The sequence below is a fragment of the Nocardia sp. CDC159 genome, from assembly GCF_023740735.1.
Classification (GTDB): Bacteria; Actinomycetota; Actinomycetes; order Mycobacteriales; family Mycobacteriaceae; genus Nocardia; species Nocardia pulmonis.
In genome coordinates, this window is sequence record NZ_JAMRXH010000022.1 from 71,625 (window position 1) to 97,331 (window position 25,707).

At 68.7% G+C, this 25,707-nt stretch carries 25 protein-coding genes; 12 read left to right on the forward strand and 13 right to left on the reverse strand.

Going from position 1 to position 25,707, the window contains the following annotated elements; all coding sequences use genetic code 11:
* Position 1: 1 nt before the first annotated feature.
* Positions 2–127 (reverse strand): hypothetical protein, encoded by a 126-nt coding sequence (locus NDR87_RS37510; RefSeq protein WP_286014335.1) that lies wholly within the window; start codon positions 125–127, stop codon positions 2–4.
* A 198-nt stretch (positions 128–325) separates the two neighbouring features.
* Between NDR87_RS37510 and NDR87_RS33315 the strand changes: the two genes are divergently transcribed.
* Complete coding sequence (locus tag NDR87_RS33315) at positions 326–856, forward strand: hypothetical protein (protein WP_251917838.1); 531 nt, start codon at positions 326–328, stop codon at positions 854–856.
* 6 nt (positions 857–862) lie between these two features.
* Here the strand turns inward: NDR87_RS33315 and NDR87_RS33320 are convergent, their stop codons facing one another.
* On the reverse strand, positions 863–1,021 hold the full coding sequence (locus NDR87_RS33320) for a hypothetical protein (protein ID WP_251917837.1): 159 nt from the start codon (positions 1,019–1,021) through the stop codon (positions 863–865).
* Positions 1,022–1,206: 185 nt separating this feature from the next.
* On the opposite strand from NDR87_RS33320, the gene NDR87_RS33325 reads away from it, so the two are divergent.
* The 3 genes from NDR87_RS33325 to argH are packed head-to-tail and all read left to right on the forward strand — an operon-like array spanning position 1,207 to position 4,730.
* On the forward strand, positions 1,207–2,409 hold the full coding sequence (locus NDR87_RS33325) for an argininosuccinate synthase (protein ID WP_251917836.1): 1,203 nt from the start codon (positions 1,207–1,209) through the stop codon (positions 2,407–2,409).
* A 12-nt stretch (positions 2,410–2,421) separates the two neighbouring features.
* Positions 2,422–3,318 carry a class I SAM-dependent methyltransferase gene (locus NDR87_RS33330; RefSeq protein ID WP_251917835.1) on the forward strand — a complete coding sequence of 299 codons (897 nt, stop codon included), beginning with the start codon at positions 2,422–2,424 and terminating at the stop codon, positions 3,316–3,318.
* Positions 3,315–4,730 (forward strand): argininosuccinate lyase, encoded by a 1,416-nt coding sequence (gene argH / locus NDR87_RS33335; protein ID WP_251917834.1) that lies wholly within the window; start codon positions 3,315–3,317, stop codon positions 4,728–4,730. Before NDR87_RS33330 ends, argH begins: the two co-directional genes overlap by 4 nt.
* A 9-nt stretch (positions 4,731–4,739) precedes the next feature.
* On the opposite strand, the gene NDR87_RS33340 is transcribed toward argH, so the two are convergent.
* The 4 genes from NDR87_RS33340 to NDR87_RS33355 form a co-directional block, all read right to left on the reverse strand.
* Positions 4,740–5,627, reverse strand: a complete 888-nt coding sequence (locus tag NDR87_RS33340; protein WP_251917833.1) for a PHB depolymerase family esterase — start codon at positions 5,625–5,627, stop codon at positions 4,740–4,742.
* A 62-nt stretch (positions 5,628–5,689) separates the two neighbouring features.
* Entirely contained in the window at positions 5,690–6,760 is a 1,071-nt protein-coding gene (locus NDR87_RS33345; RefSeq protein ID WP_251917832.1) for a S8 family serine peptidase, read from the reverse strand.
* Between the two features lie 77 nt (positions 6,761–6,837).
* Positions 6,838–7,530 (reverse strand): DUF998 domain-containing protein, encoded by a 693-nt coding sequence (locus tag NDR87_RS33350; protein ID WP_251917831.1) that lies wholly within the window; start codon positions 7,528–7,530, stop codon positions 6,838–6,840.
* 24 nt (positions 7,531–7,554) lie between these two features.
* Positions 7,555–9,126, reverse strand: a complete 1,572-nt coding sequence (locus NDR87_RS33355) for an alkaline phosphatase (RefSeq protein ID WP_251917830.1) — start codon at positions 9,124–9,126, stop codon at positions 7,555–7,557.
* Positions 9,127–9,743: 617 nt separating this feature from the next.
* Here NDR87_RS33355 and rocD point away from each other — a divergent pair.
* The 5 genes from rocD (at position 9,744) to NDR87_RS33380 (ending at position 14,179) form a co-directional block, all read left to right on the forward strand.
* A complete protein-coding gene (gene rocD, locus NDR87_RS33360; RefSeq protein WP_251917829.1) occupies positions 9,744–10,940 on the forward strand; it encodes an ornithine--oxo-acid transaminase in 1,197 nt (398 codons plus the stop codon).
* A 25-nt stretch (positions 10,941–10,965) separates the two neighbouring features.
* Positions 10,966–11,289, forward strand: coding sequence for a multidrug efflux SMR transporter (locus tag NDR87_RS33365; protein WP_251917828.1), 324 nt, complete (start codon positions 10,966–10,968; stop codon positions 11,287–11,289).
* A 121-nt stretch (positions 11,290–11,410) separates the two neighbouring features.
* Positions 11,411–12,160: an ATP-binding cassette domain-containing protein gene (locus tag NDR87_RS33370; RefSeq protein WP_251917827.1), complete on the forward strand. Its 750-nt coding sequence runs from the start codon at positions 11,411–11,413 to the stop codon at positions 12,158–12,160.
* The gene (locus tag NDR87_RS33375; RefSeq protein ID WP_251917826.1) at positions 12,157–13,185 is read left to right on the forward strand and encodes an ABC transporter permease; all 1,029 of its coding nucleotides are present in this window, start codon (positions 12,157–12,159) and stop codon (positions 13,183–13,185) included. Before NDR87_RS33370 ends, NDR87_RS33375 begins: the two co-directional genes overlap by 4 nt.
* A gap of 28 nt (positions 13,186–13,213) precedes the next feature.
* Positions 13,214–14,179, forward strand: a complete 966-nt coding sequence (locus tag NDR87_RS33380) for an ABC transporter substrate-binding protein (RefSeq protein ID WP_251917824.1) — start codon at positions 13,214–13,216, stop codon at positions 14,177–14,179.
* A gap of 2 nt (positions 14,180–14,181) precedes the next feature.
* On the opposite strand, the gene ilvA is transcribed toward NDR87_RS33380, so the two are convergent.
* Positions 14,182–15,402, reverse strand: a complete 1,221-nt coding sequence (gene ilvA, locus NDR87_RS33385) for a threonine ammonia-lyase (RefSeq protein WP_372494369.1) — start codon at positions 15,400–15,402, stop codon at positions 14,182–14,184.
* 186 nt (positions 15,403–15,588) lie between these two features.
* Between ilvA and NDR87_RS33390 the strand changes: the two genes are divergently transcribed.
* Positions 15,589–16,116 (forward strand): hypothetical protein, encoded by a 528-nt coding sequence (locus NDR87_RS33390; protein WP_251917821.1) that lies wholly within the window; start codon positions 15,589–15,591, stop codon positions 16,114–16,116.
* A 10-nt stretch (positions 16,117–16,126) separates the two neighbouring features.
* Here NDR87_RS33390 and idi read toward each other — a convergent pair whose 3' ends face one another.
* The 4 genes from idi to NDR87_RS33410 are packed head-to-tail and all read right to left on the reverse strand — an operon-like array spanning position 16,127 to position 19,229.
* A complete protein-coding gene (idi, locus tag NDR87_RS33395; protein WP_251917820.1) occupies positions 16,127–16,675 on the reverse strand; it encodes an isopentenyl-diphosphate Delta-isomerase in 549 nt (182 codons plus the stop codon).
* Positions 16,672–17,544, reverse strand: a complete 873-nt coding sequence (locus NDR87_RS33400) for a geranyl diphosphate 2-C-methyltransferase (RefSeq protein WP_251917818.1) — start codon at positions 17,542–17,544, stop codon at positions 16,672–16,674. Before NDR87_RS33400 ends, idi begins: the two co-directional genes overlap by 4 nt.
* 6 nt (positions 17,545–17,550) lie before the next feature.
* Positions 17,551–17,805, reverse strand: a complete 255-nt coding sequence (locus NDR87_RS33405; protein WP_251917816.1) for a hypothetical protein — start codon at positions 17,803–17,805, stop codon at positions 17,551–17,553.
* Between the two features lie 14 nt (positions 17,806–17,819).
* On the reverse strand, positions 17,820–19,229 hold the full coding sequence (locus NDR87_RS33410) for a family 2B encapsulin nanocompartment shell protein (RefSeq protein WP_251917815.1): 1,410 nt from the start codon (positions 19,227–19,229) through the stop codon (positions 17,820–17,822).
* Between the two features lie 491 nt (positions 19,230–19,720).
* Here NDR87_RS33410 and NDR87_RS33415 point away from each other — a divergent pair, with 491 nt between their 5' ends.
* Entirely contained in the window at positions 19,721–22,621 is a 2,901-nt protein-coding gene (locus NDR87_RS33415) for an AMP-binding protein (RefSeq protein ID WP_251917923.1), read from the forward strand.
* Between the two features lie 62 nt (positions 22,622–22,683).
* The gene (locus NDR87_RS33420) at positions 22,684–23,289 is read left to right on the forward strand and encodes a bifunctional 2-polyprenyl-6-hydroxyphenol methylase/3-demethylubiquinol 3-O-methyltransferase UbiG (protein ID WP_251917814.1); all 606 of its coding nucleotides are present in this window, start codon (positions 22,684–22,686) and stop codon (positions 23,287–23,289) included.
* A 6-nt stretch (positions 23,290–23,295) separates the two neighbouring features.
* Here NDR87_RS33420 and rffA read toward each other — a convergent pair whose 3' ends face one another.
* Positions 23,296–24,435, reverse strand: coding sequence for a dTDP-4-amino-4,6-dideoxygalactose transaminase (rffA, locus tag NDR87_RS33425; RefSeq protein WP_251917813.1), 1,140 nt, complete (start codon positions 24,433–24,435; stop codon positions 23,296–23,298).
* Positions 24,425–25,489, reverse strand: coding sequence for a glycosyltransferase (locus NDR87_RS33430; protein WP_251917811.1), 1,065 nt, complete (start codon positions 25,487–25,489; stop codon positions 24,425–24,427). Before NDR87_RS33430 ends, rffA begins: the two co-directional genes overlap by 11 nt.
* Positions 25,490–25,707 lie beyond the last annotated feature (218 nt).

Here is a 25,707-nt window from a genome sequence, read left to right on the forward strand (position 1 = left end):
CTCAGAACGCGTAGCGGTGGTACTGGGACAGTCCGCGCAGCGCGGGAAGCAGTGACATGAGCTTGCCCATCAGCCGATAGCCGCCGGACAGTCGCCGCAGCGTCGCCGAATCGGACCACGGCTGCACCGCCAGCGGGCGGGTCCCCGGTAGGTCAATGGCGTACGGCGCCCGATGTCGGCTCGCAACCCCCTATTGCGCTGTGCGGGCATTGCCCAGTGCGTCTTCCAAATCGAACCGCTCGCGGGCGTGCCCGTTGTACCTTGAGTCCGGCCTTGCGGTGTTTCGAAAAGGCTTGTCACGCACTGAGGTTGGAGGTAGTCGGTCATGACGGTACGACGCTTGTGGGGTGTGCTCGCGGCCGCGTCGATCGGCGCGGCGCTGCTGGTGCTGCCCGCCGCGCCGGTGCGGGCCGCCGATGGGGATCTGGCCTGCTCGGCGAATCTCGAATTCGCCTTCGAACCGGCCTTGAAGGCGGGCGCCTCGGCCGAGATGACCGTCACCGGCACGCTGCGGGACTGCACCTCGCTCAACGGGCGGCACGGCGATCTGAGCTCGGCCACGGTCAAGGCCACCGCTCAGGCGACCGCGATCGCCGCCGAGGATGCGCGGTGCGGGCTGGCGATTTCCGCCGCGGGCACGGGAACCATCGGCTGGGTCGAGGGTGCGACCAGTGCGATCGAGATGAAGATCGCGCCGAATTCCTCCTCGGGCATGGTGCTGAAGGCCACCGTCACCGACGGCGAGCCGAAGGGTGATGAGATCTCGTTGCTGTCGGTGGGCACGCAGAAGAACCCGAAGTGTGGCACCAAGGGTTTGTCCACCCTCGCGGTGCAGGGTGTGGTGCGGTTCGACTGAGCCGGTTCAGGCCAGCGGATACTGCCCCGGCGGATAGGTGTTGCCGCCGCCGTAGCCCGCGCCGCCGAGGTCGATGAGGTCGGCGATGAGCCGGATCGCGGCCTGCCCGATCGCCAGAATGTCGGTGCCGATCTCGTAGAAGGAGGTACCCCAGTTCGAAAGCATCGCCCGATCCTTCCCGCGCCTGGATAGTGCCTCTTCCAGGCTCTCCCATCTCGGGTCGGGACGAGGGCGTTATCGCCCAGGTGGTGGGCGGCTGCACCCCCGATTATGAATGAGCTTGCATCATCATGCATAATCATTTGCAAGCGGGGGCAAGCTTTGCACACGAAACCTGAGGAGCTACTGACATGGCCGATCGCGTCGTACTCGCCTACTCCGGCGGGTTGGACACCTCCGTCGCCATCAGCTGGATCGGCAAGGAGACCGGCTCGGAGGTGGTCGCCGTCGCGATCGACCTGGGCCAGGGCGGCGAGGACATGAACGTCGTGCGCCAGCGCGCGCTGGACTGCGGCGCGGTCGAGGCGATCGTGGTCGACGCGCGCGACGAGTTCGCCGACGAGTACTGCCTGCCGACGATTCAGGCCAACGCCCTCTACATGGGCCGCTATCCGCTGGTCTCGGCGATCAGCCGCCCGCTCATCGTGAAGCATCTGGTCGAGGCGGCCGAGTACCACGGCGCGTCCACGGTCGCGCACGGCTGCACCGGTAAGGGCAACGATCAGGTCCGCTTCGAGGTCGGCATCGGCGCGCTCGCACCGGATCTGAACGTGATCGCGCCGGTGCGCGACTACGCCTGGACCCGGGAGAAGGCCATCGCCTTCGCCGAGGAGAACGACCTGCCGATCACGGTGACCAAGAAGTCGCCGTTCTCCATCGACCAGAACCTGTGGGGTCGCGCGGTCGAGACCGGCTTCCTCGAGGATCTGTGGAACGCCCCGACCAAGGACGTCTACGACTACACCGTCGACCCGACGATCAACTTCGAGGCACCCGACGAGCTGATCGTCACCTTCGACAAGGGTGTGCCGGTGGCCATCGACGGCCGCCCGGTCAGCGTCTACGAGGCCATCACCGAGCTCAACACCCGCGCGGGCCGCCAGGGTGTGGGCCGTCTGGACATGGTTGAGGACCGGTTGGTGGGCATCAAGAGCCGCGAGATCTACGAGGCCCCGGGCGCGATCGCGCTGATCACCGCGCATCAGGAGCTCGAGGCGGTCACCATCGAGCGTGAGCTGGGCCGCTACAAGCGTCAGGTCGAGCAGCGCTGGGGCGAGCTGGTGTACGACGGCCTGTGGTTCTCCCCCCTCAAGCGCGCGCTGGACGCGTTCGTGGCCAGCACCCAGCAGCACGTCTCCGGCGAGGTGCGGATGGTGCTGCACGGCGGGAACGTCGTGGTGAACGGCCGCCGCAGCGAGGAGTCGCTCTACGACTTCAATCTGGCCACCTATGACGAGGGCGACACCTTCGACCAGTCGCTGGCCAAGGGCTTCGTGCAGATCCACGGCCTGTCGTCCAAGGTCGCGGCGCGGCGGGATCTCAGCAGGAAGTAGTAGCCTGCGCCCATGCGGAGCGACGACGACAGCTGGGATATCAGCGAGAGCGTGGGTGCCACGGCTGTCGGCGTCGCGGCCCTGCGGGCGGCCGAATCCCGGCGGCCGGACGCGCTGTTTCACGACCCGTACGCGGCCCTGCTGGTGGACGCGGTCGGTCCCGGCTGGAGTCGGCTGCTGCGCGACGGGGAGCCGATCGATCCGGAGCTCGACCGCAAGTACGGGCCGATGGCCGCGTTCGTGACCGCCCGCACGGTCTACTTCGACGATTATTTCGCCGCCGCGGTGGCGGCGGGTATCCGGCAGATCGTGATCCTGGCCTCGGGTCTGGACGCACGGGCCTATCGGCTCGAATGGGCCGCTGGCACGGTCATTTTCGAGCTGGATCAGCCGAAGGTGCTGCAGTTCAAGGCGAAGGCGCTCGCCGGTGAGCGACCGGGTGCACAGCTACGCGAGGTGGCGGTGGATCTGCGTCAGGACTGGCCGAAGATATTGCGGGACAGCGGCTTCGATCCGGCGGCGCCAACCGCATGGCTGGCGGAGGGGCTGCTGCGTTATCTACCCGCCGAGGCGCAGGACCGGCTGTTCGACAATATCGCCGCGCTCAGCGCACCGGGCAGCCGGATCGCCCTGAACACCGGTCGGGGCGCGCGGCCGCTCACGGCGGACGGCGATGCGCAGGAACCGGTTTCGGCGATTCCGGACCAGGTCGAGAGGCTCTGGTACTCGATGGAGGACCGCTCCGACCCGCGCGACTGGTTCGCCGAGCACGGGTGGACGGTGTCCGACCGCCCCGCCGCCGATGTCCTGGCCGGCCGCGGCCGCGAGGTGCACGACACGGCCCTGCCGGAACTCGACCGGCACATATTGATGACCGCGATACGACCGCGAGGAGACGACACGCAATGAGCGGCAGCACGAACCAGGGTGCGCTGTGGGGCGGACGGTTCGCGTCCGGGCCCGCCGAGGCGATGGCCGCGCTGAGCAAGTCGACCCACTTCGACTGGGCGCTGGCCCCCTACGACATTCGCGCCTCCAAGGCGCACGCGCGCGTGCTGCACAAGGCCGGGCTGCTCTCGGAGGGCGATCTGGCCGACATGCTGGCCGGACTGGATCGCCTTGCCGCCGATGTGGATTCCGGTGCGTTCGGTCCGGCGGAGTCGGACGAGGACGTGCACGGCGCGCTGGAACGCGGGCTGATCGAGCGGGTCGGCGCGGAGCTGGGCGGTCGATTGCGGGCGGGCCGGTCACGAAACGATCAGGTGGCCACGCTGTTCCGGATGTGGCTGCGCGACGGGGTGCGCCGGGTCGCGGCCGGGGTGCTGGACGTGGTGGACGCGCTGGTCGCGCAGGCGGCCGCGCATCCGGACGCGGTGATGCCGGGCAAGACGCATCTGCAGGCGGCCCAGCCGGTGCTGCTGGCCCATCACCTGCTCGCGCACGCGCATCCGCTGCTGCGCGATATCGATCGGCTGCGCGATTTCGACAAGCGCGCCGCGGTGTCCCCGTACGGTTCCGGCGCGCTGGCCGGATCCTCGCTCGGGCTGGACCCCGAGGCCATCGCCGCCGAACTGGATTTCGACGCGGCCGCGGCCAATTCGATCGACGCCACCTCCGCCCGCGACTTCGCCGCCGAGGCGGCCTTCGTCCTGGCCATGATCGCGGTCGATCTGTCGCGCATGGCCGAGGAGGTGATCATCTGGAGCACACCGGAATTCGGCTATGTCACCCTCGCCGACGCCTGGTCCACCGGCTCGTCGATCATGCCGCAGAAGAAGAATCCGGACGTCTCCGAGCTGACCCGGGGCAAGGCGGGCCGACTGATCGGCAACCTGACCGGTCTGCTCGCCACCCTCAAGGCGCAGCCGCTGGCCTACAACCGGGACCTGCAGGAGGACAAGGAGCCGCTGTTCGACTCGGTGGCCCAGTTGGAACTGCTGCTGCCCGCGATCGCGGGCCTGGTCGCCACCCTGACCTTCCACACCGACCGCATGGCCGAACTCGCCCCCGCGGGCTACACGCTTGCCACCGACATCGCCGAATGGCTTGTCCGCCAGGGTGTTCCGTTCCGCATTGCGCACGAGGCGGCGGGGGCGTGCGTGCGCGCGGCCGAGACGCGCGGCGTCGGCCTGGACGAGCTGACCGACGAGGAGTTCGCCGCGATCGATCCGGCGCTCACCCCGAAGGTCCGCGAGGTGCTCACCGTGCAGGGTTCGATCGCGTCCCGCGATGCGCGGGGCGGCACGGCCGGTGCGCAGGTGGCGCGCCAGCTCGAGGAGGTCGGGCAGGCCGCGGCCGCGGCCCGGAATTGGCTGGGCTGAGTTCTCGCGTCATGCCGCGGGGTGGGCCTGGAAGAAGTCCCACGCCAGGTCGGTGGCGTTCACCCCGGCCTCGGGATCGGAGTGGCTGCTGCGCGCGCCACCGGGCCAGGCGTGACCCATATCCGGCAGGCGGTAGACCGCGACGTCGCTGCCGTCGCCGCAGCGGGCGGTGCTGACGGTGATGCCGTGTGTCCGCTGCTGCGGCGGGCCGTCGGGGGCGCAGGCCAGCCGCTGCTGCCACTGTGCGATGCCGGCGTCGAATTGGCCGTAGTAGCGGTCCTTTCCGCCGAGGAAGGTGATCACCGAGACCGGCCGCGCGGGGCGGTAGGCCGGATCCGCCGCGGCGGGGCCGATGAATCCGCCGCTGACGGGCGCGATGGCGGCGAAGGTGCCGGGCAGTTCCACGGCGAGTTTGAACGACATATCGCCGCCGTTGGACATTCCCGTGGCGTACACGCGTTTTCGATCGATCTTCCACTCGTCGACCACCTGGCCCACGACCGTCCGGATGAATCCGACATCGTCCTCGGATCCGCAGCAGATCAGCGCGTTGAAGGCCGAGCTGTAGCCCTCGGGGTAGACGACGATGAAATTCTCCTTGTCCGCCTTGGCGTTCCACTGCGAGGTCGTGGCGATGCCGGCCGCATCGCCCGGAAAGTAGTGCATCACGACGACCAGCGGTACCGCGGTCGTGCCGTCGTGGCCGGGCGGCAGGTGCACCAGATAACTACGCTGCTTGCCGCCGAAATCCAGGGTGATCTTCCGGTCGTCGAGACCGAGTCCGGTTGTCGGCGTGACGGTTTCGGCCGGGGGTGGCTGCGCTGGTTCCCCACCCTGACAGGCCGCGATGAACAGGGTGCACACTGCGATGGCGACAACGCCGTGAAGCCGGGCCACAGGGATCACTATCCCATCGATGGCCCGGCCGGTCCGGCGAAATCGTCACCGGCGCAAAGCGATCACGAGTTGACAGCGGCCGCGGCGTCGACGATGCCGAAGCCGTAGACGGGGTTGTAAATTCCGCGCACCACGAGGCCGAGGACGTTCGGGGTGCGTGCCGTGCTGAGAATCGCGTGGTAGATCTCGGCCCGGCCGCGGCCCTGGGCGGCCAGCAGCGCCGCGACGCCGGAGACGTGCGGGGCCGCCAGCGAGGTGCCGGACTGCGCGTCGTAATCGGGCTGGCCGCAGGACGCGACGCCGGTGCCCTGGGCGGTGGTGGACCACACGTTCTCGTCGCAGAGCCCCGGCAGTCCCAGGCCGCCGGGCGCCGAGACCAGTTTCAAATCGGCCTTGAGGCCGAACTGCGAGTACCAGGCCTTGAGCTCGAAGCGGTCGGTGGCGATCACGCAGATCACATTGCGGGTGAACGCCGGATCCGAGCAGATCGGCAGCGAGAAGTTGCCCGCCGCCGCCACGACCGCGATGTCCCTGTTCACCGCGTACTCGATCGCGTCGCGCAGCCGTGTCTCGAGGCCGAGCATCGTCAGCAGCTGGTCGTTGGGCAGGCCCGCCAGGCTCAGGTTGATCACGTCGGCGCCGTGGTCGGCGGCCCAGCGGACCCCGTCGGCGACATCCTCGTAGGTGCCGGTGTCCTCCAGCACCTTCACCGGCATGATCTTGGCGTCGGGCGCGACCCCGGCGATGCCGATGCCATTGCCGGTCGCCGCGGCCGCCACACCCGAGACGAGCGTGCCGTGCACGTCGGTGGCCGACCCGATGCCGTCGGTGCCCCGCCAATCACCGTCGCCGCACGGCCGCTGCCCCTGCGGGCAATTGACGAACGTGGCGCCGGGAACGAGTTTGCCCTGCAGGTCCGGATGGCTCAGATCGACTCCGGTATCGACAATCGCAATGACGGCACCGGCGCCGGTGCTTTTCGCCCATGCCTGTTCCGCGTTTATCTGCGTGAGCCCCCATTGCTTGGCATACAGCGGATCGTTGGTGGCCGCGTTCGCCGAGGTCGTCAGGGCCACGACCGCGGCGGCGACAAACAATCCCACCGTGCATATCCGGGTGCGTGTACTACGCATCGCTGTGCTCCTAGAACGGCGCCCAGCCGCCGATGCTGGGCGGTGTGCCGTATTCATCCGGATTCTGCACGAGGGCGTTACTGGGATATTGCTGGTTTCTTGTATTCGTTATGTTTTCGGCATGCTTCGGTCAAGGCTCGTCGACGCCCCGGGCCGAACACCGCCGCCGCGAGTGCCCACCCGAAGACCGATTCCAGGGCGAGGCGTTCGGTGAGTCCGATGGGCCCGTATCCGATCACCGCGAAGCAGAAGGCCACGAATCCCACGGCCGTGACCGCGGCGGCGACCGCAGCGGCCGCGGCGAAGCGGGGCGCGCGGTTTCGCATCGCCCAGGCGGTCAACGGGAGCACGGCCAGTTGGCCGAAGAATTGCGGCAGGGCGACCAGCACGTGCAGGCCGAGGTCGACATCGCCCGGCACCGCGGAGACCGCTACCGCGCTCGCCGCGCATACGATCCACAGCCCGATGTAAACGTAGCGCGCCCAATGGGATTCGATCGCGGCGCGCAGACCGATCGCGGCCGCCGCCAGCAGGACCAGGCCGACCGCGCTGCCGATATTGAACAGCGCGTACCGCGGCGAACACGTTTCCAGCACACCCGCCGGACGCTGCTGCACCGTGCATGTGGTGAAGCCGAGATCGCTGATGGTGTGGTCCAGGAACCGGTACGGTACGGGCCAAGCGGCCACGACCACCAGCTGAACCACCACATACGCGCAGGTGGCGAGGACGAACATCACCCGCGCTCCGCGAAATCGCCTGTGCTCCATGCGTATCTCCCCCCGTGGTGACGCCTATGCGGGATGCAGACCCGGCCTGCGGTCCTCGATGACGAAGCTCGCCTTGGTCTGCACCGGTGCGCCGGGCCGCGAAACATACGGTACCGCACGGAAATCCGCGTGCATCCGGTCGGCGGTCATCCGGGTGCGGACGTAGCCGCGGCGGTTGTTGAAGTAGCGGATGTGCGGATTCTCCAGGCGGATGATCTCGGTGTCGCCGCGGAATTCCGAGCCGTCACCGCCGCTAGTGATCGAGGTGGCCACGAGTTCGGAGCCGACGATCGGGGATGCGGGGTCCTCCCAGCGCTGTTTGATATCGGCGGCCCAGGCGGTGTGCACGTCGCCGGTCAGCACGACCGGGTTGCGCACCTTGGCGTCGACCCAGCCGCGCACGACGCGATCGCGGTTGGCGGCGTAGCCGTCCCAGGCGTCCATATTGTTCGTCTCCCCGGGGCCGGGCTGGACGTCGAGCTGGGCGAAGAACACCTGCTGGCCCAGCAGATCCCAGCGCGCCCGCGACTCGCGGAATCCATCCAGCAGCCAGCGTTCCTGATCGGCGCCGACGATGGTCCGGTTGGCGGCGCGGCGCTCCGGGCAGGTCTTCAGCCCGTCGCCGCAGGCCTGGTCGTCGCGGTACTGGCGGGTGTCGAGCATGTGGAAGGTGGCCAGCGCGCCCCAGTGGATGCGCCGGTACAGTTGGATGGTCGTCGCACGTGGCCGCGCGGACGCGCGCAGCGGCATGTTCTCGTAGTACGCCTGGAAGGCAGCGGCGCGGCGGGCCGCGAAATTCGGCTGGGGACGTTCGGGTCTCTCGGGAACCATATTCGCCCAGTTGTTGTCGAGCTCGTGATCGTCGAAGACCGGCGCCCACGGCGCGATCGCGTGCGCGGCCTGCAGATCCGGATCGGTCTTGTACTGGGCGTGGCGCTGGCGGTAGTTGGCCAGCGTCTCGGTCTCCGGACCGGCGTGGTCGCGCGGATTGCCGCCGGGGACCTGGTAGTCGCCCGCCTTGTACTCGTAGATGTAGTCGCCCAGATGCAGCACCAGGTCCGGGTGGTCCTCGGCGAGGCGTCGATAGGCGGTGAAGTAGCCGTGCTCGTACTGCGAGCACGAGACGAAGCACATGGTCAGCTCGAGACCGTCGAGTGCGCCCGGCGCGGGCGCGGTGCGTGTGCGCCCCGCGGGGGAGAGGTGACCCTCGGTCCGGAAGCGGTAGAAGTATTCCGCACCCGGCCGCAACCCGGCGAGCTCCACGTGCACGCTGTGCCCCAATTCCGGTGCCGCATCAGCGGTTCCGCGCTGCACGATGGTGCGGAAGCCCTCGTCCGCGGCCACCTCCCAGTCCACCCGCACCACCCGATTCGGCATTCCGCCCATGCCGTCCTCGGCCAGCGGCTGCGGCGCCAGCCGCGTCCACAGCACCACCCCGTCGGCCGAGGGATCCCCCGACGCCACACCGAGGGTGAACGGATTGGGTAATCCGGTGGGCGCGGCCTGCGACACCCGGTGGCCGAGCACGCCGGACAGCACTCCGGCGGCCGCCGCCCCACCGATCAGAACGCTGCGACGAGAAATATTGCCGGACATGACGTTTCCTCCTGGCGTGGCGTGGTCTCTCATGGCACCGTGGCCGGGTTACCGGCCCCCGACTTCCCGATGAACGTCCGGCAAGGGCGAAACCAGTTGATGCGGAAGATATTTCGGCGCTCCACCGGATCGTGTCGAGTATACGGCCGAAGGTGCGGATCTCGGCCCGCGTCCGCCGCGACCCGGGACGCAGTTGCTGTTACGTCCAGCGCGCAGCAGAGCCACCTCGTCGCGGCCGAGGGTGTGGGCCGGAGCGGCATCTCCGCCGAGTGACGGGCGCCGCCGCCGGTGCCGATACCCTCGGCACACCGACAGAAAGGGAACCGCGGGTGAGCCGACCCAGCCTGGCCGACACCATCCGGCAACGTCTCGGAGATTTCCCGCCGTCGGCTCGGATTCACCGGATTCCCCGAATTCGAGCAGGCCCTGGGCACCGAACCCGAGCAGCGCGACGCCTCGCCACTGACCCTCTACAGCGCCCCCGCCTCGGAGGGCGAGGCCCTGCTGGCCGAGCTGGGGGAGGCCGCCCACCAGCGGATGCTCGCCTGCGAGGCCGCGGCCAAGCGCACCGATCTGTACCGAAATCCAGTCCATCGCCGTCAGGGAGGACGTCAACCGTGCCCGACACCGCCTACTTCCGAGGCCTGTCCGAAGCGTATTCCGCGCACAACTACCATCCGCTGCCCGTGGTCGTCACCGAGGCGCAGGGCGCCTGGGTGACCGATGTGGCGGGTAACCGCTATCTGGATATGCTCTCTGCCTACGGGGCGGTGAACTTCGGTCATCGCCATCCCCGGCTGATCGCCGCGGCCAAGCGGCAACTGGACCGCGTCACGCTGGTGAGCAGGGCGTTCGATCACGACCAGTTCGGACCGTTCATGCGGGAACTGGCCCAGCTGTGCGGCAAGGACATGGTGCTGCCGATGAATTCGGGGGCCGAGGCGGTGGAGACCGCCCTCAAGACCGCGCGCAAATGGGGTTACGAGGTCAAGGGCGTGCCCGCCGACGAGGCGGTGATCATCACCTTCCAGGGCAACTTTCACGGCCGGACCACCACGATCGTCTCGTTCTCCGACGATCCGGTCGCGCGAAACTCCTTCGGCCCCTTCACACCCGGCTTCCGGACGGTGCCCTACGGCGATATCGAGGCGCTGCGCGCCGCCGTCGACGATCGCACCGTCGCGGTGCTGCTCGAACCGATCCAGGGTGAGGCGGGCGTCAACGTGCCGCCGAGCGGTTTTCTGACCGCGGTGCGCCGATTGTGCACCGCGGCCGGAATTTTGATGATCGATGACGAGATCCAGGCCGGACTCGGCCGCACGGGCGCCACCTTCGCCGCCGACCACGAGAACGTCGTCCCCGACATCTACCTGCTCGGCAAGGCGCTCGGCGGCGGTATCGTGCCGGTGTCCGCCGTCGTCGCCGACGCCGACATCCTCGGGGTGTTCCGCCCCGGCCAGCACGGGTCGACCTTCGGCGGCAATCCGCTGGCCTGCGCGGTCGGCCGCGAGGTGGTCGCCATGCTGCGCACCGGCGAATTCCAGGACCGCGCCCGCGAACTCGGCGCGCATCTGCACGCCCGGCTGGGCGCCCTGCCCGATGTCAAGGCCGTCACCGGCCGCGGGCTGTGGGCCGGGCTGCAACTGGACGGCGACGCCCGCCGGGTGAGCGAACGCCTGCTGACCCGCGGCGTACTGGCCAAGGAGACCCACGGCACGATCATCCGGCTCGCGCCGCCGCTGGTCATCGACCGCGACGAGATCGACACCGCCCTCGAGCAGCTGGCGGCGGCGATGGCCGAGCGGGACCGGTGAGGTGCGCGGTGACTATCCTGCGGCCATGACCTTCCTGCTCCTCGCATTGGCCATCGTGTCCGAGGTCTCGGCGACCGTCTCGCTCAAACTGTCCGAGGGATTCAGCAAGCTCGTGCCCTCGATCGTCGTGGTCATCGGATATGTGGCGGCGTTCTTCTTCCTGTCGCAGGCGCTGAAGCGGGGCATGTCGATCGGGGTCGCCTATGGGGTGTGGTCGGCGATCGGGGTGGCCGCGGTCGCCACGATCGGGGTGCTGTTCTTGAACGAGACGCTGACCGCGATTCAGGTGGGCGGCATCGCGCTGGTGATCCTCGGGGTGCTGGCACTCGAGCTCGGCGGGGCGCACTGAGCCCCCGGAACTGGGGTCTCGATGATCTTCCTCGATTCCGCCGTGGGACCCGTTGGGCGTCACTACCATCGGGCGGGCGGGCCGGTGGTCCGCGTGGTCGATGTCGACGGGGTGATCCGCGGTGTTGGAAGCCGAGGGCTTGGTCAAACGCTATGGCGGTGTGGAGGCGTTGCGGGGAGCCGACTTTCGGGTGGACGCCGGTGAGGTGGTCGCGCTCATCGGCGACAATGGTGCGGGCAAATCCACTCTGGTGAAATGCCTTTCGGGCGCCGAACAGCCCGATGAGGGGCGCATCCTGCTGGACGGGGAGCCCGTGCGGATGCCCTCACCCACGGCCGCGCGCCGCCTCGGCGTGGAGACCGTGTACCAGGATCTGGCCGTCGCACCGGATCTGGACCCGGCGGCGAATCTGTTTCTCGGTCGCGAACTGCTCCGCCGCGGCGTGCCGGGCAGGCTCGGCATGCTCGACCGCAGGGCCATGAAAACCCAGGCGGCCGAGCACTTCCAGCGTCTGGGCGTCACGCTGCCGCGCGCGGACGTGCCGATCGGCGCGCTGTCGGGCGGTCAGCGCCAGACCGTCGCGGTGGCCCGCGCGGTCATGTGGGCCAGCAAGGTGGTGTTCATGGACGAACCGACCGCGGCGCTGGGTGTGGTGCAGCGCGAGCGGGTGCTCGAGGTGATCCGCCGGGTGCGCGATCAGGGCATCGCGGTCGTGCTCATCAGCCACAACATGCCCGAGGTGCTGGCGGTGGCCGACCGGATCGAGGTGCTGCGGCTGGGGCGGCGGGTCGCGCGGTTCGGCTCCGACGCCACGCTCGAGCAGTTGGTCGGGGCGATGACGGGTGCGGTGCGAAACGAGGACGAGGCATGAGCAACGGTGCCGAGACGGCCCAGTTACCGGAACGCACCCGATGGCAACGACTCACGGGCGCGAGCACCCTGTGGATCGGTCTGGTGCTGATCGCGCTCTACACCGCCTTCTCGATCCTGCGGCCCGACGAGTTCCCGACCCGATTCACCCTGCAGACGCTGCTAATCGAGACCGCGGTGCTGCTGGTGCTGTCGATCGGCATGACGTTCGTGATCATTACCGCCGGTATCGACCTGTCGGTCGGCATGGTGCTGATCTTCTCCGGCGTGATCGGGTCGAAGCTCATGGAATGGCTCAGCCCCGGTCAGGACGCCACGCACGCGGGCTGGGGCATCGTGGCGGCCGGACTGGTGGGTTCGCTTGCGGGCGGGGCGTTCTGGGGCCTACTGAACGGAATTCTGGTGGCCAAGGCCAAGATTCCGCCCTTGATCGTGACGCTCGGCTCGTTCGGCGCGGCGCTGGGCGCGGCGCAGCTGATCACCGGCGGCGTCGATACCCGCACGGTGCCCGGGAAGCTGCGCGACTCACTGGGATTCGGCACGCTGCTGGGCGGAGTGCCGATCCTGGTGCTGGTGGCCGCGGCGGTCACGCTGTTCGGCGCATGGCTGCTGCACACCACGCGTTTCGGCCGTTACACCTACGCCATCGGCTCCAACGCCGAGGCCGCGCGCCGGGCGGGTGTCGGCGTGACCCGGCATCTGGTGCTGGTGTATCTGCTGACCGGAACACTGGCAGGGCTGGCCGGTTTCATGAATCTGGCCTACTTCGGCACCACCACCATCGGCGGGCACGGCACCGACAATCTCGACGCCATCGCGGGTGTGGTGATCGGCGGCACCAGCCTGTTCGGCGGCGTGGGATCGGTGCTGGGCACCGTCATCGGGGTGTTCATCCCGTCGGTGCTGCGCAAGGGCTTCGTCATCGCCCAGGTGCCGGTGTTCTGGCAGCCGATCGCGGTCAGCGTGGTGCTGGTGGCGGCCGTGTGGTTCGACCAGGTTCGCAGGCGGTCGCGAGACCGGAAGTAGCACAACACATCCCGAAGGTGAGGCGCAGATGAGGACCGGAACGGTGTTGGCCGCGGTGGTGATGACCGTGGCGGCGGTGCTGGCGGGCTGCGGCGGCCAGATCGGCGACTCGGGTGGCCTCGACGCCAAGAAGATCGTGCTCATCCCCGGCAAGGCCGATGAGCCGTTCTACCTCTCGCTGCAATGCGGTGCGCAGGATCGGGCAAAAGAGCTCGGCTACCAGCTGAATACGCAGGCGCCCACGCAGTTCGACGCCGCGGCGCAGACCCCGATCGTCACCGGCGCGATCGCTGGGAAACCCGGGGCCCTGCTGATCGCCCCCACCCACGCGACCGCGATGGCCAGCCCGATGAAACAGGCCAGGGACGCCGGAATCAAGGTGATCGAGGTCGACACCGCCCTCGACGACACCTCGATCGCGTTGTCGTCGGTCTCCTCCGACAACCGCAAGGGCGGTCAGCTGGCGGCCCAGACGCTGGCAAAGCTGGTGGGGGGCAAGGGGCCCGTGCTGGTGATCAACACCAAGGCGGGCACCTCGACCACCGACGCGCGAGCGCAGGGCTTCACCGACGAGCTGAAGAATCATCCGGGCATGAGCTCACTCGGCGTCCAGTACAACAACAACGAGGCCGCCCAGGCCGCCTCCATCGTCACCGCCACCCTGGCCGCGCATCCGGATCTCGCGGGTATCTTCGCCACCAATCTCAGCTCGACCGAGGGCGCGGCGACCGGCCTGCGCAATGCGGGCAAGCTCGGCGCGGTCAAGCTGGTCGGCTTCGACGCCAGCCCGAAGCAGGTCGAGGATCTGCGGGCCGGGACCGTGCAGGCGCTCATCGCGCAGGACCCGGCCACCATCGGGGCCGACGGCGTCGATCAGGCGGTGGCCGCCCTCGAGGGCAAGCCGGTCGAGCGCACCGTCAAGACCGATATGATCGCCCTCACCCAGGCCGATATGGACGCCAACTCGAAGTATTTCTACAAGAGCAGGTGCTGAACTCAATCCTGTACGCGCACCGCGTATTCGGCGTCGGCCAGCGCCTCGAGGACGTCGCCGCGGTGGGACGGGCCGCGGGTCTCGAGGGTGAGCAGCACCTCGACCTCGTCGATGGCCAGCCACGATCCGGTGCGCAGGTGGACCACGTCGACGACGCTGGCGCCGGTCTTGGCGACCGTCGCCAGCAGGCGGCCGAGGCTGCCCGGCCGATCCGAGAGCGTCACGCGCACACCCAGATAGCGGCCCGCGGCGCTGAGACCGTGGCCGATCATTCGGGTCAGCAGCAGCGGGTCGACATTGCCGCCGGACAGGATCGCGCAGACCGGGCCCTCGAGGCCCAATTCCTCGGTGCTACAGGCCATCAGCGCGGCCACGGCCGCCGCGCCCGCGGGTTCGACGATCAGCTTGGCCCGCTCCATGCACAACAGCAGCGCACTCGACAGCGCATCCTCGTCGACGGTGACGACGGGGGTGGCGAACTCGGCGACGTGCGCGAACGGCACCTCGCCGGGCAGACCCACGGCGATACCGTCGGCCATGGTCGACATGCGTTCCAGCGCAACGGGCTTACCCGCCGACAGCGATTCCGGCCAGGCGGCGGCCTGGGCCGCCTGCACGCCGACGACCCGCACCCGCGGGGCGAGGTGGTGCAGCGCGATCGCGACCCCCGCCAGCAGGCCGCCGCCTCCGGTGGGCACCAGGACCGTGCCCACGTCGGGCAGCTGCTCCAACAGTTCCACCGCGACGGTGGCCTGTCCGGCGACGATATCGGCGTGATCGAACGGGTGGATCAGCGTCGCACCGGTCTGCTCGGCGAAATCCAGTGCGGCCGAGAGGGATTTCTCGATGGTGTCGCCGACCTGATGGACGGTCGCGCCGTAGGCCCGGGTGGCCACAAGTTTGGGCAGTGACGCGCCCACCGGCATGAAGACCGTCGAGTCGATGCCCAAAGTCGTTGCCGACCAAGCGACTCCCTGGGCGTGATTACCGGCGCTGGCCGCCACCACGCCGCGGGCCCGGTCGGCCTCGGGCAGATTCGCGATCCGGTTGTAGGCGCCCCGCGGTTTGAACGACCCAGTGCGCTGCAGATTCTCGCATTTGAGCCGCACCTCGAAACCGGTCCGCTCGGACAACACGCGCGAGGCGACCACCGGTGTGCGGCGGATGACCGGCTCCAGCACCTTCGCCGCGGCCTCGATGCGATCCAACCCGATCAAGTCCATGGCGGCCATGCTGCCAGACCGCGGCCGCGGGGGCAGACGGTCCGGCCGAGAACGACCGGACTGCTCAGCACGCCCAGTGCGGTCCCCTGGGAACTGGGCAACTCGAGCAGTCGCGGTGGGTTTCGCGACACGCGTGCGGACGGGAGTTTCCGGCGCGCGCCCGCGGTGGGGGTCACCATCGCAGCTGTGCGGATATTCGGGAAGGTCGCCGTGGCCGGGTCGGTGTGGGCGCTGGCGATGTCCCTGTCGGCCGGGCCCGGCGCGGCGACGATCGGGCCGATCGGGTCGTGCGGATCGGGCGAGTTCCGCTGGACCGCGGTCGAGGAGGGGATCGGTCTCTCGCCGCGGTATCTGACGTTCACCTCGGTGGGCGCGCTGCGTGATTGTGTGGGAACGGTGCCCGCAATCACCGGCGGCACCTTCACCGGGGTGCACACGGCCTGGTCGGACTGTATGCGCCCGGCCGACGGGCCGATCACCGTGACGATCGTGTGGTCCGACGGGCAGACCAGCGTGCTGTCGGGGCCGTGGCCGGTCGCGATGAGCCAGCCGACGGTCGGCGTGCTCGCGGTGACCGAGGGGCTCGGGCGCGGCGAGCGGGTGCGGATCGTGGCCCACTACGACATCGCGACCGTGGACAATGTGGTCGGATGCCTGGGCGCGGGAGTGCGCACCGGCACCGGCAGGGTGCTCGAGGCCGCGTCGAGCGGATGATCGCCGCGGGTCAGTTCGACCGTTCGGCGAGCGTCAGCACCCCGCTGAGCCAGGGCGTATAGCGCTGCGGATCCGCCTCGATGGCCGCGGCCAGCGCCTCCGGGCGCACCCATGCGAAATCGGCGACCTCGGCCGGATCCGGCTGCGGCGGTTCGCCGTCGAAGCGGCCGATGAGCACGTGGTCCCATTCGAATTCGACCCGCCCGGTCACCGTATCGCCCGCCCGATAGCGGAAGGTGCCGACCTCGTGCACCGGGGTCTGGATGCCCAGCTCCTCGGTCAACCGGGTCCGTGCCGCCGCGACGACCGATTCGCCCGGGGCCGGATGCCCGCAGCAGGTGTTGGCCCACTGCAGCGGGAACCGGGTCTTCACCGCGGCGCGCTGCTGCAGCAACACCCGCCCGGCCGCGTCGAACAGCAGCACCGAGAACGCGCGATGCAGTCGGCCCGGTGCGGTGTGCGCCTCGGCCACCGGGCAGGCGCCGGTCGCGCGGCCCTGCTCGTCCACCAACTCGACGAGCAGCGCCTCACGATCGGTCGTCTCGGACGGTAAGCTCACCGCCCCACCTTATCGGCGGCGATCAGCAGGTATTGAAAGCTCCCCTCGCGATAGGCGGTGAGGAACGGCTTCTCCACCCCCGTCGCCAGCTCCGACTGCGTGCGCAGTTCCCAGTATGGAATGGTCGCCGCGGTCAGATCGACCACATTGACCGGCACCAGGTTGTGCGCCGCCAGCGCCCGGAAGTATTCGCCACGCGGATGGATCATGCAGCCGTAGTGGGCGTCGATCCAGCTCACCGACGACGACCGGCCGCCGGTGACGTCGTTGGAGCAGCCGGTGATGCACACATAGCGCCCGCCCGGCCGCAACAGCCGCGCGAACTCGGCGAACAGCTCCGACAGGTCGACGTACATCGTGGTCTCGTTGGTCCAGATGCCGCGCATGCTGCCGGACTCGAAGCCGGTGTCGAGCATGTTGCGCAGATGGAAGCGCACCCGCTCGGCCACGCCGCGCTCGACCGCCTGATCGTTGGCGAACCCGGCCTGGTACTCCGAGATCGTCACGCCGTCCACCTGGCAGCCGAAGCGCTGGTGCGCCATGAAACTGGTGCCGCCGCGCCCGGATCCGGCGTCCAGCAGCCGGTCCTCCGGCAGCACGGCGCCGAGATGGTCCAGCAGCAGATCGGCCTGGGCGGTCTCGAGTCGGTGCAGTTCGCGCACGATGCGGTCCTGGCGGGTGTCCTCGGGACCCTCGAGCACCGAGGGGTCGGGCGCGCCGATGCCGTAGTGATGGTGGTAGAGGCCGTCGACCTCGCCGAGCCTGGTGTTGACACGATCGTCGTTGGGGTTGTTGTTCCAGTACGCGGCGACCGACCGCTGATAGGGGCTCAGTAGCACACTGTCGGCCCCGGGTTCGAGCATGGTCATGGTGGATCATCCTCTCGATCGGTGGAAATCGCGGCAGATCGACAGCGACGTGGTGCCGATTCCGCTGGGGCCGAACGTGTTTCGTTTCGGTTCCGGCGGTGGTTGTGCGGCGGGCGTCGCCGCCCGCGGCGGTGGCTGGAGCAGGGTCGGCGCGCCGATACCGGTCGGTCCGAGCAGTCGGTACGGCGTCACCCCCGTCACCATCTCCGCCAGCGCCGCCGAAAGCCGTTGGACCGCAGGGTTTTCGGTCTCACCCGGCATCGCGGCTCACCCCGTCACTCGGACTGCCGGGCGACCAGCACATTGTCGAGAACGCCGAGCGCGTCGGGGACCAGCACCGCCGCCGAGTAATAACAGCTGACCAGATAGGAGATGATCGACTGATCGTCGATGCCCTTGAAACGCACGTTCAGGCTCGGCTCGAATTCATCGGGTATGCCGGTCTGGTGCAGCCCGATGACACCCTGATCCTTCTCGCCGGTGCGCATGGCCAGAATCGAGGTGGTCTGGGTGTCGCTCACCGGAATCTTCCCGCACGGGAATATCGGCACTCCGCGCCAGGCCGGTACTCGATGGCCATCGACCTCCACCGGATCCGGGTACAGACCGCGCTTGTTGCACTCGCGCCCGAATGCCGCGATCGCCTTGGGATGGGCCAGGAACAATTTGGTGCTGCGCCGCATGCTCAGCAGCTCGTCCATATCGTCGGGCGTCGGCGGGCCGGATTCGCTGTAGATGCGCTGGTTGAGATCGCAGTTGTGCAGCAGGCCGAAGTCGGAGTTGTTCACCAGATCGTATTCGCGGCGCTCGTAGAGGGCCTCGACGGTCAGCCGCAGCTGCTGTTCGATCTGATTGTGCGGATCGTTGAACAGATCCGCGACGCGGGTGTGCACCCGCAGCACGCTCTGGGCCAGACTCAGCTCGTATTCGCGGGGGGTGGCGTCGTAATCGACGAAGGTGCCCTCCAGCAGCGGCTCACCGGAGTGGCCCGAGTGGATTTCGATATTCGCCTCACCGGCCCGGTTCTTCGGGCGTTCGATCACCGCCGCGGCGCGGGACAATTGCTCGCGCAATGCGGGATGGTCCTCGAGGACCCGATCGAAAGCGGTGCGTGAGAGCGTCAGCACGGTCGTCGGGGTGATGGTCTTGACCGTGGCGGGCCAGATGGCATCGCGGTCGAGCATCATCTCCTCGCCGACGTGGTCGCCGCCGGAGAGAATGCCCAGCCGGGTGGTCTCGCCGAATTCCCCGGTGCCGTATTTACCCACCTTGCCGTGCACGATCAGAATTACCTGATCCATCGGATTGCCGAATTCGGTCACCACGCTGTCGGGCGTCAGATCGCGCTGTTCGAAGCGTTCGCCGAGGGCAGTGAGCACCTGCTCGTCGCCAAATCCGCGCAGCGGCGCCAGCTCGCACAGCTCGCCGGGAATGGCCCGGGCCCGACCGCCGTCGACGTCGAATTCGACCTTGCCGTTGCCCAGGGTGTGGGTCAACCGCCTGTTCACCCGGTAGACGCCGCCGTGTACGTCGACCCACGGCAGCGCGCGGGTCAGCCAGCGGGAGCTGATGCCCTGCATCTGCGGTTCGGATTTGGTGGTGTGCGCCAGCAGATGGGCGGCGCCGGTGGACAGGCTCTTTTGCGTCTGATTTTCGGTCGTCTCGATCGGCAAATCGATGGTCATGCCTGGTGTCCTCACCTCGAGATGGCCATCCGGCGCTGCGGATGGTTTTTATCCATGGCGAACAAGGCAGGCTGAGATCACCTGCGAAAGCGGTGGCGCGAGTGAGTTTTTGTGTGCGACAGTGCGTTCCGGGGATGTCGCGACTCTGCGGCCCGGCAGTTCGATGGTAGGACCTGTGCGGCGGTGTTCGCGGCGAAATCGCTCGATACCTCCCGAAAGGTGTTGCGCGATAACGAATCGGCGTCGATTCCGCGCCGTGACGGCACCGGAACCGGCCCGGCGACGAAGTACCTTCGCCGCGGGTTCGCGACCGGCCGTCGGGGGTTCGGGCCCCACATGCACCTCGTCACACCGCACGCGCAGTAGGCTCGGGATGTGGCAAGCTCAACAGGACACGCAGGGGTCTGTGATGGGTGTCACGCGCAGGGTAAGGGCTGGGAGCAACCGTGAAGTTCACAACGAGGTCGGTCGTCGAGTCGGTGCAGCGGTTGATGGCGACCGCACAGAACGGACTCGAGGTGATCCGTTTCGGTGGGCTGACCCATGACGTCGAATCGTCGCCGTACGAGGTCACCGAGCGCAAGCGGATGTACCGGCTGCGTCATTACTTCCCCGACGACAACACCCCGGGCCGCCCGGTGGTGGTGCTGGTGCCGCCGCTGATGGTCAATGCCGACATCTACGATGTGAACCTCGAGGGCGGGGCGGTCGGTATTCTTCATCGCGCCGGAATCGATTGCTGGGTGGTGGATTTCGGATCCCCGGCGGTGGAGGAGGGCGGCTGGCAGCGCGACCTCGCCGACCATGTGCTGGCCCTGTCGAGCGCCATCGATACCGTCAACGAGCTGACCGGCCACAGCGTGCATCTGATGGGCTACTCCCAGGGCGGCATGTTCGCCTATCAGACCGCCGCCTACCGCTACGGCAAGGGCGTGGAGAGCATCGTCACCTTCGGCAGCCCCGTCGATGTGGTGGCCGGGCTGCCGTTCGGCCTGCCGCACGGGCTGGTGTCGGAGGTCGCCGACTTCGTGGCCGACCATGTGCTGACCCGGCTGCCCATCACCGACGCCATGGTCCGGGTCGGCTTCCAGATGCTCGATCCGGTCAAGACCGCCAAGGCGCGCCTGGACTTCCTGCGCCAACTGCACGACCGCGAGGCGCTGCTGCCCAAGGAGCGCCAGCGCCGCTTCCTGGAGCGGGAGGGCTGGGTCGGATATGCCGGACCGGCGGCGGCGGATCTGCTCAAGCAGTTCGTCGTGCACAACCGATTGATGCTGGGCGGCTTCGTGATTCGCGATCAGCCGATCTCGCTGGCGGAGCTGAAGTGCCCGATCCTGGCGTTCGTCGGCGAGGTCGACGACATCGGCCAGCCCGCGGCCGTGCGCGGCATCCTGCGGGCCGCGCCGAACGCCGATGTCTACGAGGCGGCACTGGTGGCCGGGCACTTCGGGCTGGTCGCGGGCAGTATGGCCACCAATCACACCTGGCCGCTGGTGCGCGACTGGGTGAACTGGCTCAGCGGCCTCGGCGAGCTGCCCGAGCAGATCGTGCCCATGACCGAGCACGAGCCCGCCACTCGGCAGCGCTCGGCGGCCACCCGAATGGTGCACACCGCGGCCTCGCTGGCCGAGACGGGCGCGGGCCTGGGCAGTGCGCTCGGCGGCATCGCGACCAATGCCGTGCGCGGATCGCTGGAGTTGAGCGGGGAGGCGGCGCGGGCACTGCCGCGGCTGACCCGGCTGGGCACCATCCAGCCGCACACCCGGATCTCGCTGGGGCGCTTGCTGTCCGAGCAGGCCCGACGGGCGCCGCTGCGGGATCTGTTCCTGTTCGACGACCGCGCGCACTCCAATTCCGCCGTCAACACCCGCATCGACAATGTGGTGCGCGGGCTGATCTCGATGGGCGTGCGCCCGGCCGCGCGGGTCGGGGTGCTGATGGAGACTCGGCCGAGCGCACTTGCCGCGGTGGCGGCGCTGTCGCGGATCGGTGCGGTGGCCGTGCTGCTGGCGCCGGGCAGCGAGCTGGCGCGGGCGGTCGAGCTCACCGGTGTGCGCACGATCATCGCCGATCCGGAGAATCTGCGCGACGCCTACGCCACCGACTCGCAGGTGCTGGTGCTCGGCGGTGGCACCGCGCGCGAGCTGGACGTGCCGCTGGACGCCGACGTGGTCGACCTCGAGCAGATCGATCCGTCGAAGGTGGTGCTGCCCGGCTGGTTCCGGCCGAATCCGGGGCTGGCGCGCGAGCTGGCCTTCGTCCTGGTCACCGGCACAGGGGACAAGCTGGAGATCAAGTACATCACCAACCACCGCTGGGCGCTGTCGGCGTTCGGCACCGCGACCTCCGCCGATCTGGACCGCCGCGACACCGTCTACTGCCTTGCGCCGCTGCATCATTCGTCGGGTCTGCTGGTGAGCCTGGGTGGCGCGGTGGCGGGCGGCAGCCGGATCGCGCTGGCGCGCTCGCTCGATCCCACCCGGTTCGGCGAGGAGGTGCACCGCTACGGGGTCACCGTCGTCACCTACACCTGGACGATGATGCGCGACATCCTCGACGCCGACACCTTCCCCAACGGTCATTCGCATCCGATCCGGTTGTTCATCGGCTCCGGCATGCCCTCGGGGCTGTGGCGGCGCACCACCGAAAGATTCTCCCCCGCACGGGTTCTGGAGTTCTACGCCTCCATCGAGGGCGATGTGGTGCTGGCCAATGTGGCCGGGGTCAAGGTCGGCTGCAAGGGCCGCCCGGTGCCCGGCACGGCGCGGGTGGAGCTGATCTCCTACAATTCCGAGACCGGCGAGATCGTCACCGACGCACAGGGTTTCGCACGCCGCACCGCCGACAACGAGGTGGGCCTGCTGATCGGCAAGGCCGCGGAGACGGTCGACATCTCCCAGGGCGGCCTGCGCGGAGTGTTCGCGCCCGGCGACGCGTGGATGCCCACGGAGAACCTGTTCCGCCGCGACGGCGACGGCGACTACTGGCTGATGGATCGCCGCGACACGGTGATTCGCACCGCACGCGGCCCGGTCTACACCCAGCCGATCGTGGACGCGCTCAACGACATCACCCCGGTCGATATGGAGGTCGCCTTCGGCCTACACGTCGGCGGGAAGACGCTGGCGGTCGCGGCGGTGAGCATCCGGGACGAGCACACCCTGCGGCCCAAGGATGTCACCGAATGCCTGCGCACCCTGGACGCCGCCCAGCGGCCCGATCTGATCTTCGTCGTCGACGAGATTCCGCGCAGCTCCACCTATCGGCCCTCGACCCGAGCAGTGCAGGCCGCGGTGAAGTTGGAACCCGGCGAGCACATCTGGTACTACGACCGGGACGCGGAGTCCTACGAGATCCTCACCCAGCAGGCGCTCGACACGCTCCTCGACTGAACCGAATTCGCCCGGACAGGGTACGGTCGCACGCGGCGACGTCGGCTGCTCGGAGGAGCTTCTTGAAAACGAGCTTGATCTACCGCAACGGGCGCATCTACGAACTGTTGATGCGTGGGCTCTACGGATCGCATTACGGGGCACGGTTTCGCGCCATCGCGGAGCTGATTCCCGAGGGGGCGAGCGTGGTCGACGTGTGCTGCGGTCCGGCCACGCTCTACACCCGCCACCTGCGTGCGCGTGCGGTCGACTACACCGGCCTGGATCTCAACGCGGGCTTCATCACCCGGCTTATCGCGGCCGGGGGGCACGGCCAGGTGTGGAATGTGCGCGCCGACGCCGCGTTACCCCCGGCCGACTTCGTGGTGATGCAGGCCAGCCTGTATCACTTCCTCCCCGACGCCGCGCCGGTCGTGGATCGGATGCTGGCGGCGGCGCGGGAACGGGTGATTCTCGCCGAGCCGGTCCGCAACCTGGCCACCAGCGACAATCCCGTGCTCGCCGCCATCGGCCGCCGCTACACCGATGCGGGCGACGGAGCGCAGACCCGCAGATTCACCGAGGCCACCCTCGACGAACTGTTCCGCGCCTACGAAAACCGCGTCGTGGCAAGGTCGTTGATCGCGGGCGGGCGGGAGAAGCTCTACGTCCTCGACGCACGAGGATGAGCGCGCTCAGACCGTGAACGCGGTGACGCCGTCGATGACGCGACGCACCTGCTCGTCGGTCAGATCCGGCCACATCGGCAGGCGCACAACGGTTTCGGAGAATTCGGCGCTGCGCACACAGGGCCGCGGCGTGCGGCCCAGCTTCGCCCCGGCCGGACTGGAATCCAGCGGCACATAGTGGAACGGCGCGACGATACCGCGCGCGGCCAGATGGGCGATCAGATCGTCGCGGCGCTGCTCGGTCGGCACACGCAGGTAGTACAGGTGCGCGGTGTGCTGCCGATCCGCGGGCACCGTCATGAGCCGAACGTCGTTGCGGCGCGCCCAATCCGGCAGTGCGGCGGCATAGGCGTTCCATACCCGGTGCCGCCCGGCCTGAATGGTCTCGAACTCCGCGAGCTGCGCGTCCAGCACCGCCGCGTTCAATTCGCTGGGCAGATAACTGGATCCGATGTCCTGCCACGAATACTTGTCCACCGCGCCGCGCAGGAATCGGGCCCGGTCGGTGCCCTTCTCCCGGATGATCTCCGCGCGCGCCATCAGGATCTCGTCGGTGAGCAGCAGCGCCCCGCCCTCGCCGCAGTGCACGTTCTTCGTGTCGTGGAAGCTGAGCGCGCCCATCGTGCCGATGGTGCCCAGCGGCCGATCGCGCCAGCGCCCGCCCAGCCCGTGCGCGTTGTCCTCGATGATGGCGATGCCGTGCGCGTTCGCCAGGGCGAGTAGGCCTTCCATATCGGCGGCCACACCGCCGTAGTGGATGACCATGATGGCCTTGGTTCGCGCGGTGAGCACCGCGGCCACGGCCTCGGGGTCCAGATTGCCCGTCTCGCTGTCGATATCGGCGAAGACACAGGTGGCCCCGCGCAGGGCCATGGCGGTCGCGGTCGAGGTGAAGGCGAAGCTGGGGACGATCACCTCGTCGTCGGGGCCGAGTTCGAGCAGTAGGCCCGCCATCTCCATGGCCGAGGTGCACGAGGTGGTCAACAGCGCGTGCGGCGCCTCGGTGATGGCCTTCAGCTTCTCGGTGGCCGACCGGGTGAACGGCCCGTCGCCGTGGCTGTGATCCGAGGACAGCACGGCCTCCAGATTGGCCAGCTCGCGGCGGGCCCGGTAGGGGCGGCTGAAGATGATGCGGTCAGTGGTCAACCCGATCGATCCCCTTGATGGTCGTAGTCAGCTCCCGATTCTCTACCACGTCCGCCCCGTCGCGCACCGGGCGCGGGGTCGGCGAGTCGACGGTGAGATAGAGGGGCTTGCCCACGAGCACATGCAGCGCCACCCCGAGGTATTCGGCGATGAGCCCGAGCGAGAACAGGATCGCGCCCGAACACAGCAGCAGCACCACGATGGTGGAGGCCCAGCCCTCCGGCGCCCAATCCGAGCGGGTCAGCGCCTCGTAGACGATCAGCGCGGCCATCGCGACGCCGCCGAGGGCGAGGGTGATGCCGAGCATGCTGACCAGGCGCAGGCCGCGAGTTCCGCTGCACAGCACCATCTTCCAGAACAACGAGAACAACCGGCGATAGTTGTAGCCGGACTCCTCGCGGCCCTCCGCACGCAGCGCCACCGGCACCTGGGCGACGGTGTCCACCACCCAGGTCAGCGCGACATCCAGATAGACGCCGTTGGACGCGACCCCGGCGAGCTGGCGGCCGATATCGCCGCGGATCAGCCGGAAGCTCTCGAACCGGGTGGAGTCCGGAAACGCGAAGACGGTGGCCAGCACGAGCTTCGCGCCGCGCGAGGTGAGGTTGCGCAGGAAGCCGTGCGGGCGGGTATTGCTGGGCTTGGAGTAGACCAGGTCGGCGCGCTGGGACAACGCCGCGTCGAGGAAGGCGCCGATGAAGCCGGGATCGTGCTGGCCATCCTCGTCCATGGTGACGATCCAGTCACCGCGCGCGGCCGACATTCCCGCGATGGTGGCGGCGTCCTGGCCGAAGTTGCGGCTGAGCCAGATCGGCCGCACGTTGTCGTAGCGTCCGGCCAGCTCCTGCAGCACCACATCCGAGCGGTCCGGACCGTGATCGTGGACCAGGATGATCTCGTCGACGAGGAAGCTCGCACCACCGGGGCTCGTGGACGGGCTCGCGTAGCCCGCCAGTTCGGCCACCAGGCCCGCGATGGTCTGCTCGCCGCGGTAGACCGGGACGACGACGGAGACGGTGTGCACCCGCGGGTGGGGTTCGGAGGGAATCGGCATCAGCTGGATCAACTTTCGATGACGGTGCGTGCCGGTACTCCTCGCTGGTCAACAGAGCCCGAGCCGCTGTGAACTGTAGCACGGTGGCCGAGGGGCCTCGAGCGTAGCTCATCGCATGCCGGCGGGCGTGACGCAGGCCATGCCGGACACCGAAATCGCCTGTATGGTTGGGAACTCGTGACGGACAGTGCAGTGTCGAGGACGGCACTCGCCCAGCC

Bases quoted from the DNA above. Each gene is read 5' to 3' on its own strand.
- argH (WP_251917834.1), top strand. From the start codon at position 3,315: ATGAGCGGCAGCACGAACCAGGGTGCGCTGTGGGGCGGACGGTTCGCG.
- NDR87_RS33325 (WP_251917836.1), top strand. From the start codon at position 1,207: ATGGCCGATCGCGTCGTACTCGCCTACTCCGGCGGGTTGGACACCTCC.
- NDR87_RS33320 (WP_251917837.1), bottom strand. From the start codon at position 1,021: ATGCTTTCGAACTGGGGTACCTCCTTCTACGAGATCGGCACCGACATT.
- NDR87_RS33415 (WP_251917923.1), top strand. From the start codon at position 19,721: ATGGCGACCGCACAGAACGGACTCGAGGTGATCCGTTTCGGTGGGCTG.
- NDR87_RS33430 (WP_251917811.1), bottom strand. From the start codon at position 25,489: ATGCCGATTCCCTCCGAACCCCACCCGCGGGTGCACACCGTCTCCGTC.
- NDR87_RS33345 (WP_251917832.1), bottom strand. From the start codon at position 6,760: ATGCGTAGTACACGCACCCGGATATGCACGGTGGGATTGTTTGTCGCC.
- NDR87_RS33410 (WP_251917815.1), bottom strand. From the start codon at position 19,229: ATGACCATCGATTTGCCGATCGAGACGACCGAAAATCAGACGCAAAAG.
- NDR87_RS33355 (WP_251917830.1), bottom strand. From the start codon at position 9,126: ATGTCCGGCAATATTTCTCGTCGCAGCGTTCTGATCGGTGGGGCGGCG.
- NDR87_RS33330 (WP_251917835.1), top strand. From the start codon at position 2,422: ATGCGGAGCGACGACGACAGCTGGGATATCAGCGAGAGCGTGGGTGCC.
- ilvA (WP_372494369.1), bottom strand. From the start codon at position 15,402: ATGGACTTGATCGGGTTGGATCGCATCGAGGCCGCGGCGAAGGTGCTG.
- NDR87_RS33375 (WP_251917826.1), top strand. From the start codon at position 12,157: ATGAGCAACGGTGCCGAGACGGCCCAGTTACCGGAACGCACCCGATGG.
- NDR87_RS33365 (WP_251917828.1), top strand. From the start codon at position 10,966: ATGACCTTCCTGCTCCTCGCATTGGCCATCGTGTCCGAGGTCTCGGCG.
- NDR87_RS33405 (WP_251917816.1), bottom strand. From the start codon at position 17,805: ATGCCGGGTGAGACCGAAAACCCTGCGGTCCAACGGCTTTCGGCGGCG.
- NDR87_RS33350 (WP_251917831.1), bottom strand. From the start codon at position 7,530: ATGGAGCACAGGCGATTTCGCGGAGCGCGGGTGATGTTCGTCCTCGCC.
- NDR87_RS33315 (WP_251917838.1), top strand. From the start codon at position 326: ATGACGGTACGACGCTTGTGGGGTGTGCTCGCGGCCGCGTCGATCGGC.
- NDR87_RS33400 (WP_251917818.1), bottom strand. From the start codon at position 17,544: ATGACCATGCTCGAACCCGGGGCCGACAGTGTGCTACTGAGCCCCTAT.
- NDR87_RS33380 (WP_251917824.1), top strand. From the start codon at position 13,214: ATGAGGACCGGAACGGTGTTGGCCGCGGTGGTGATGACCGTGGCGGCG.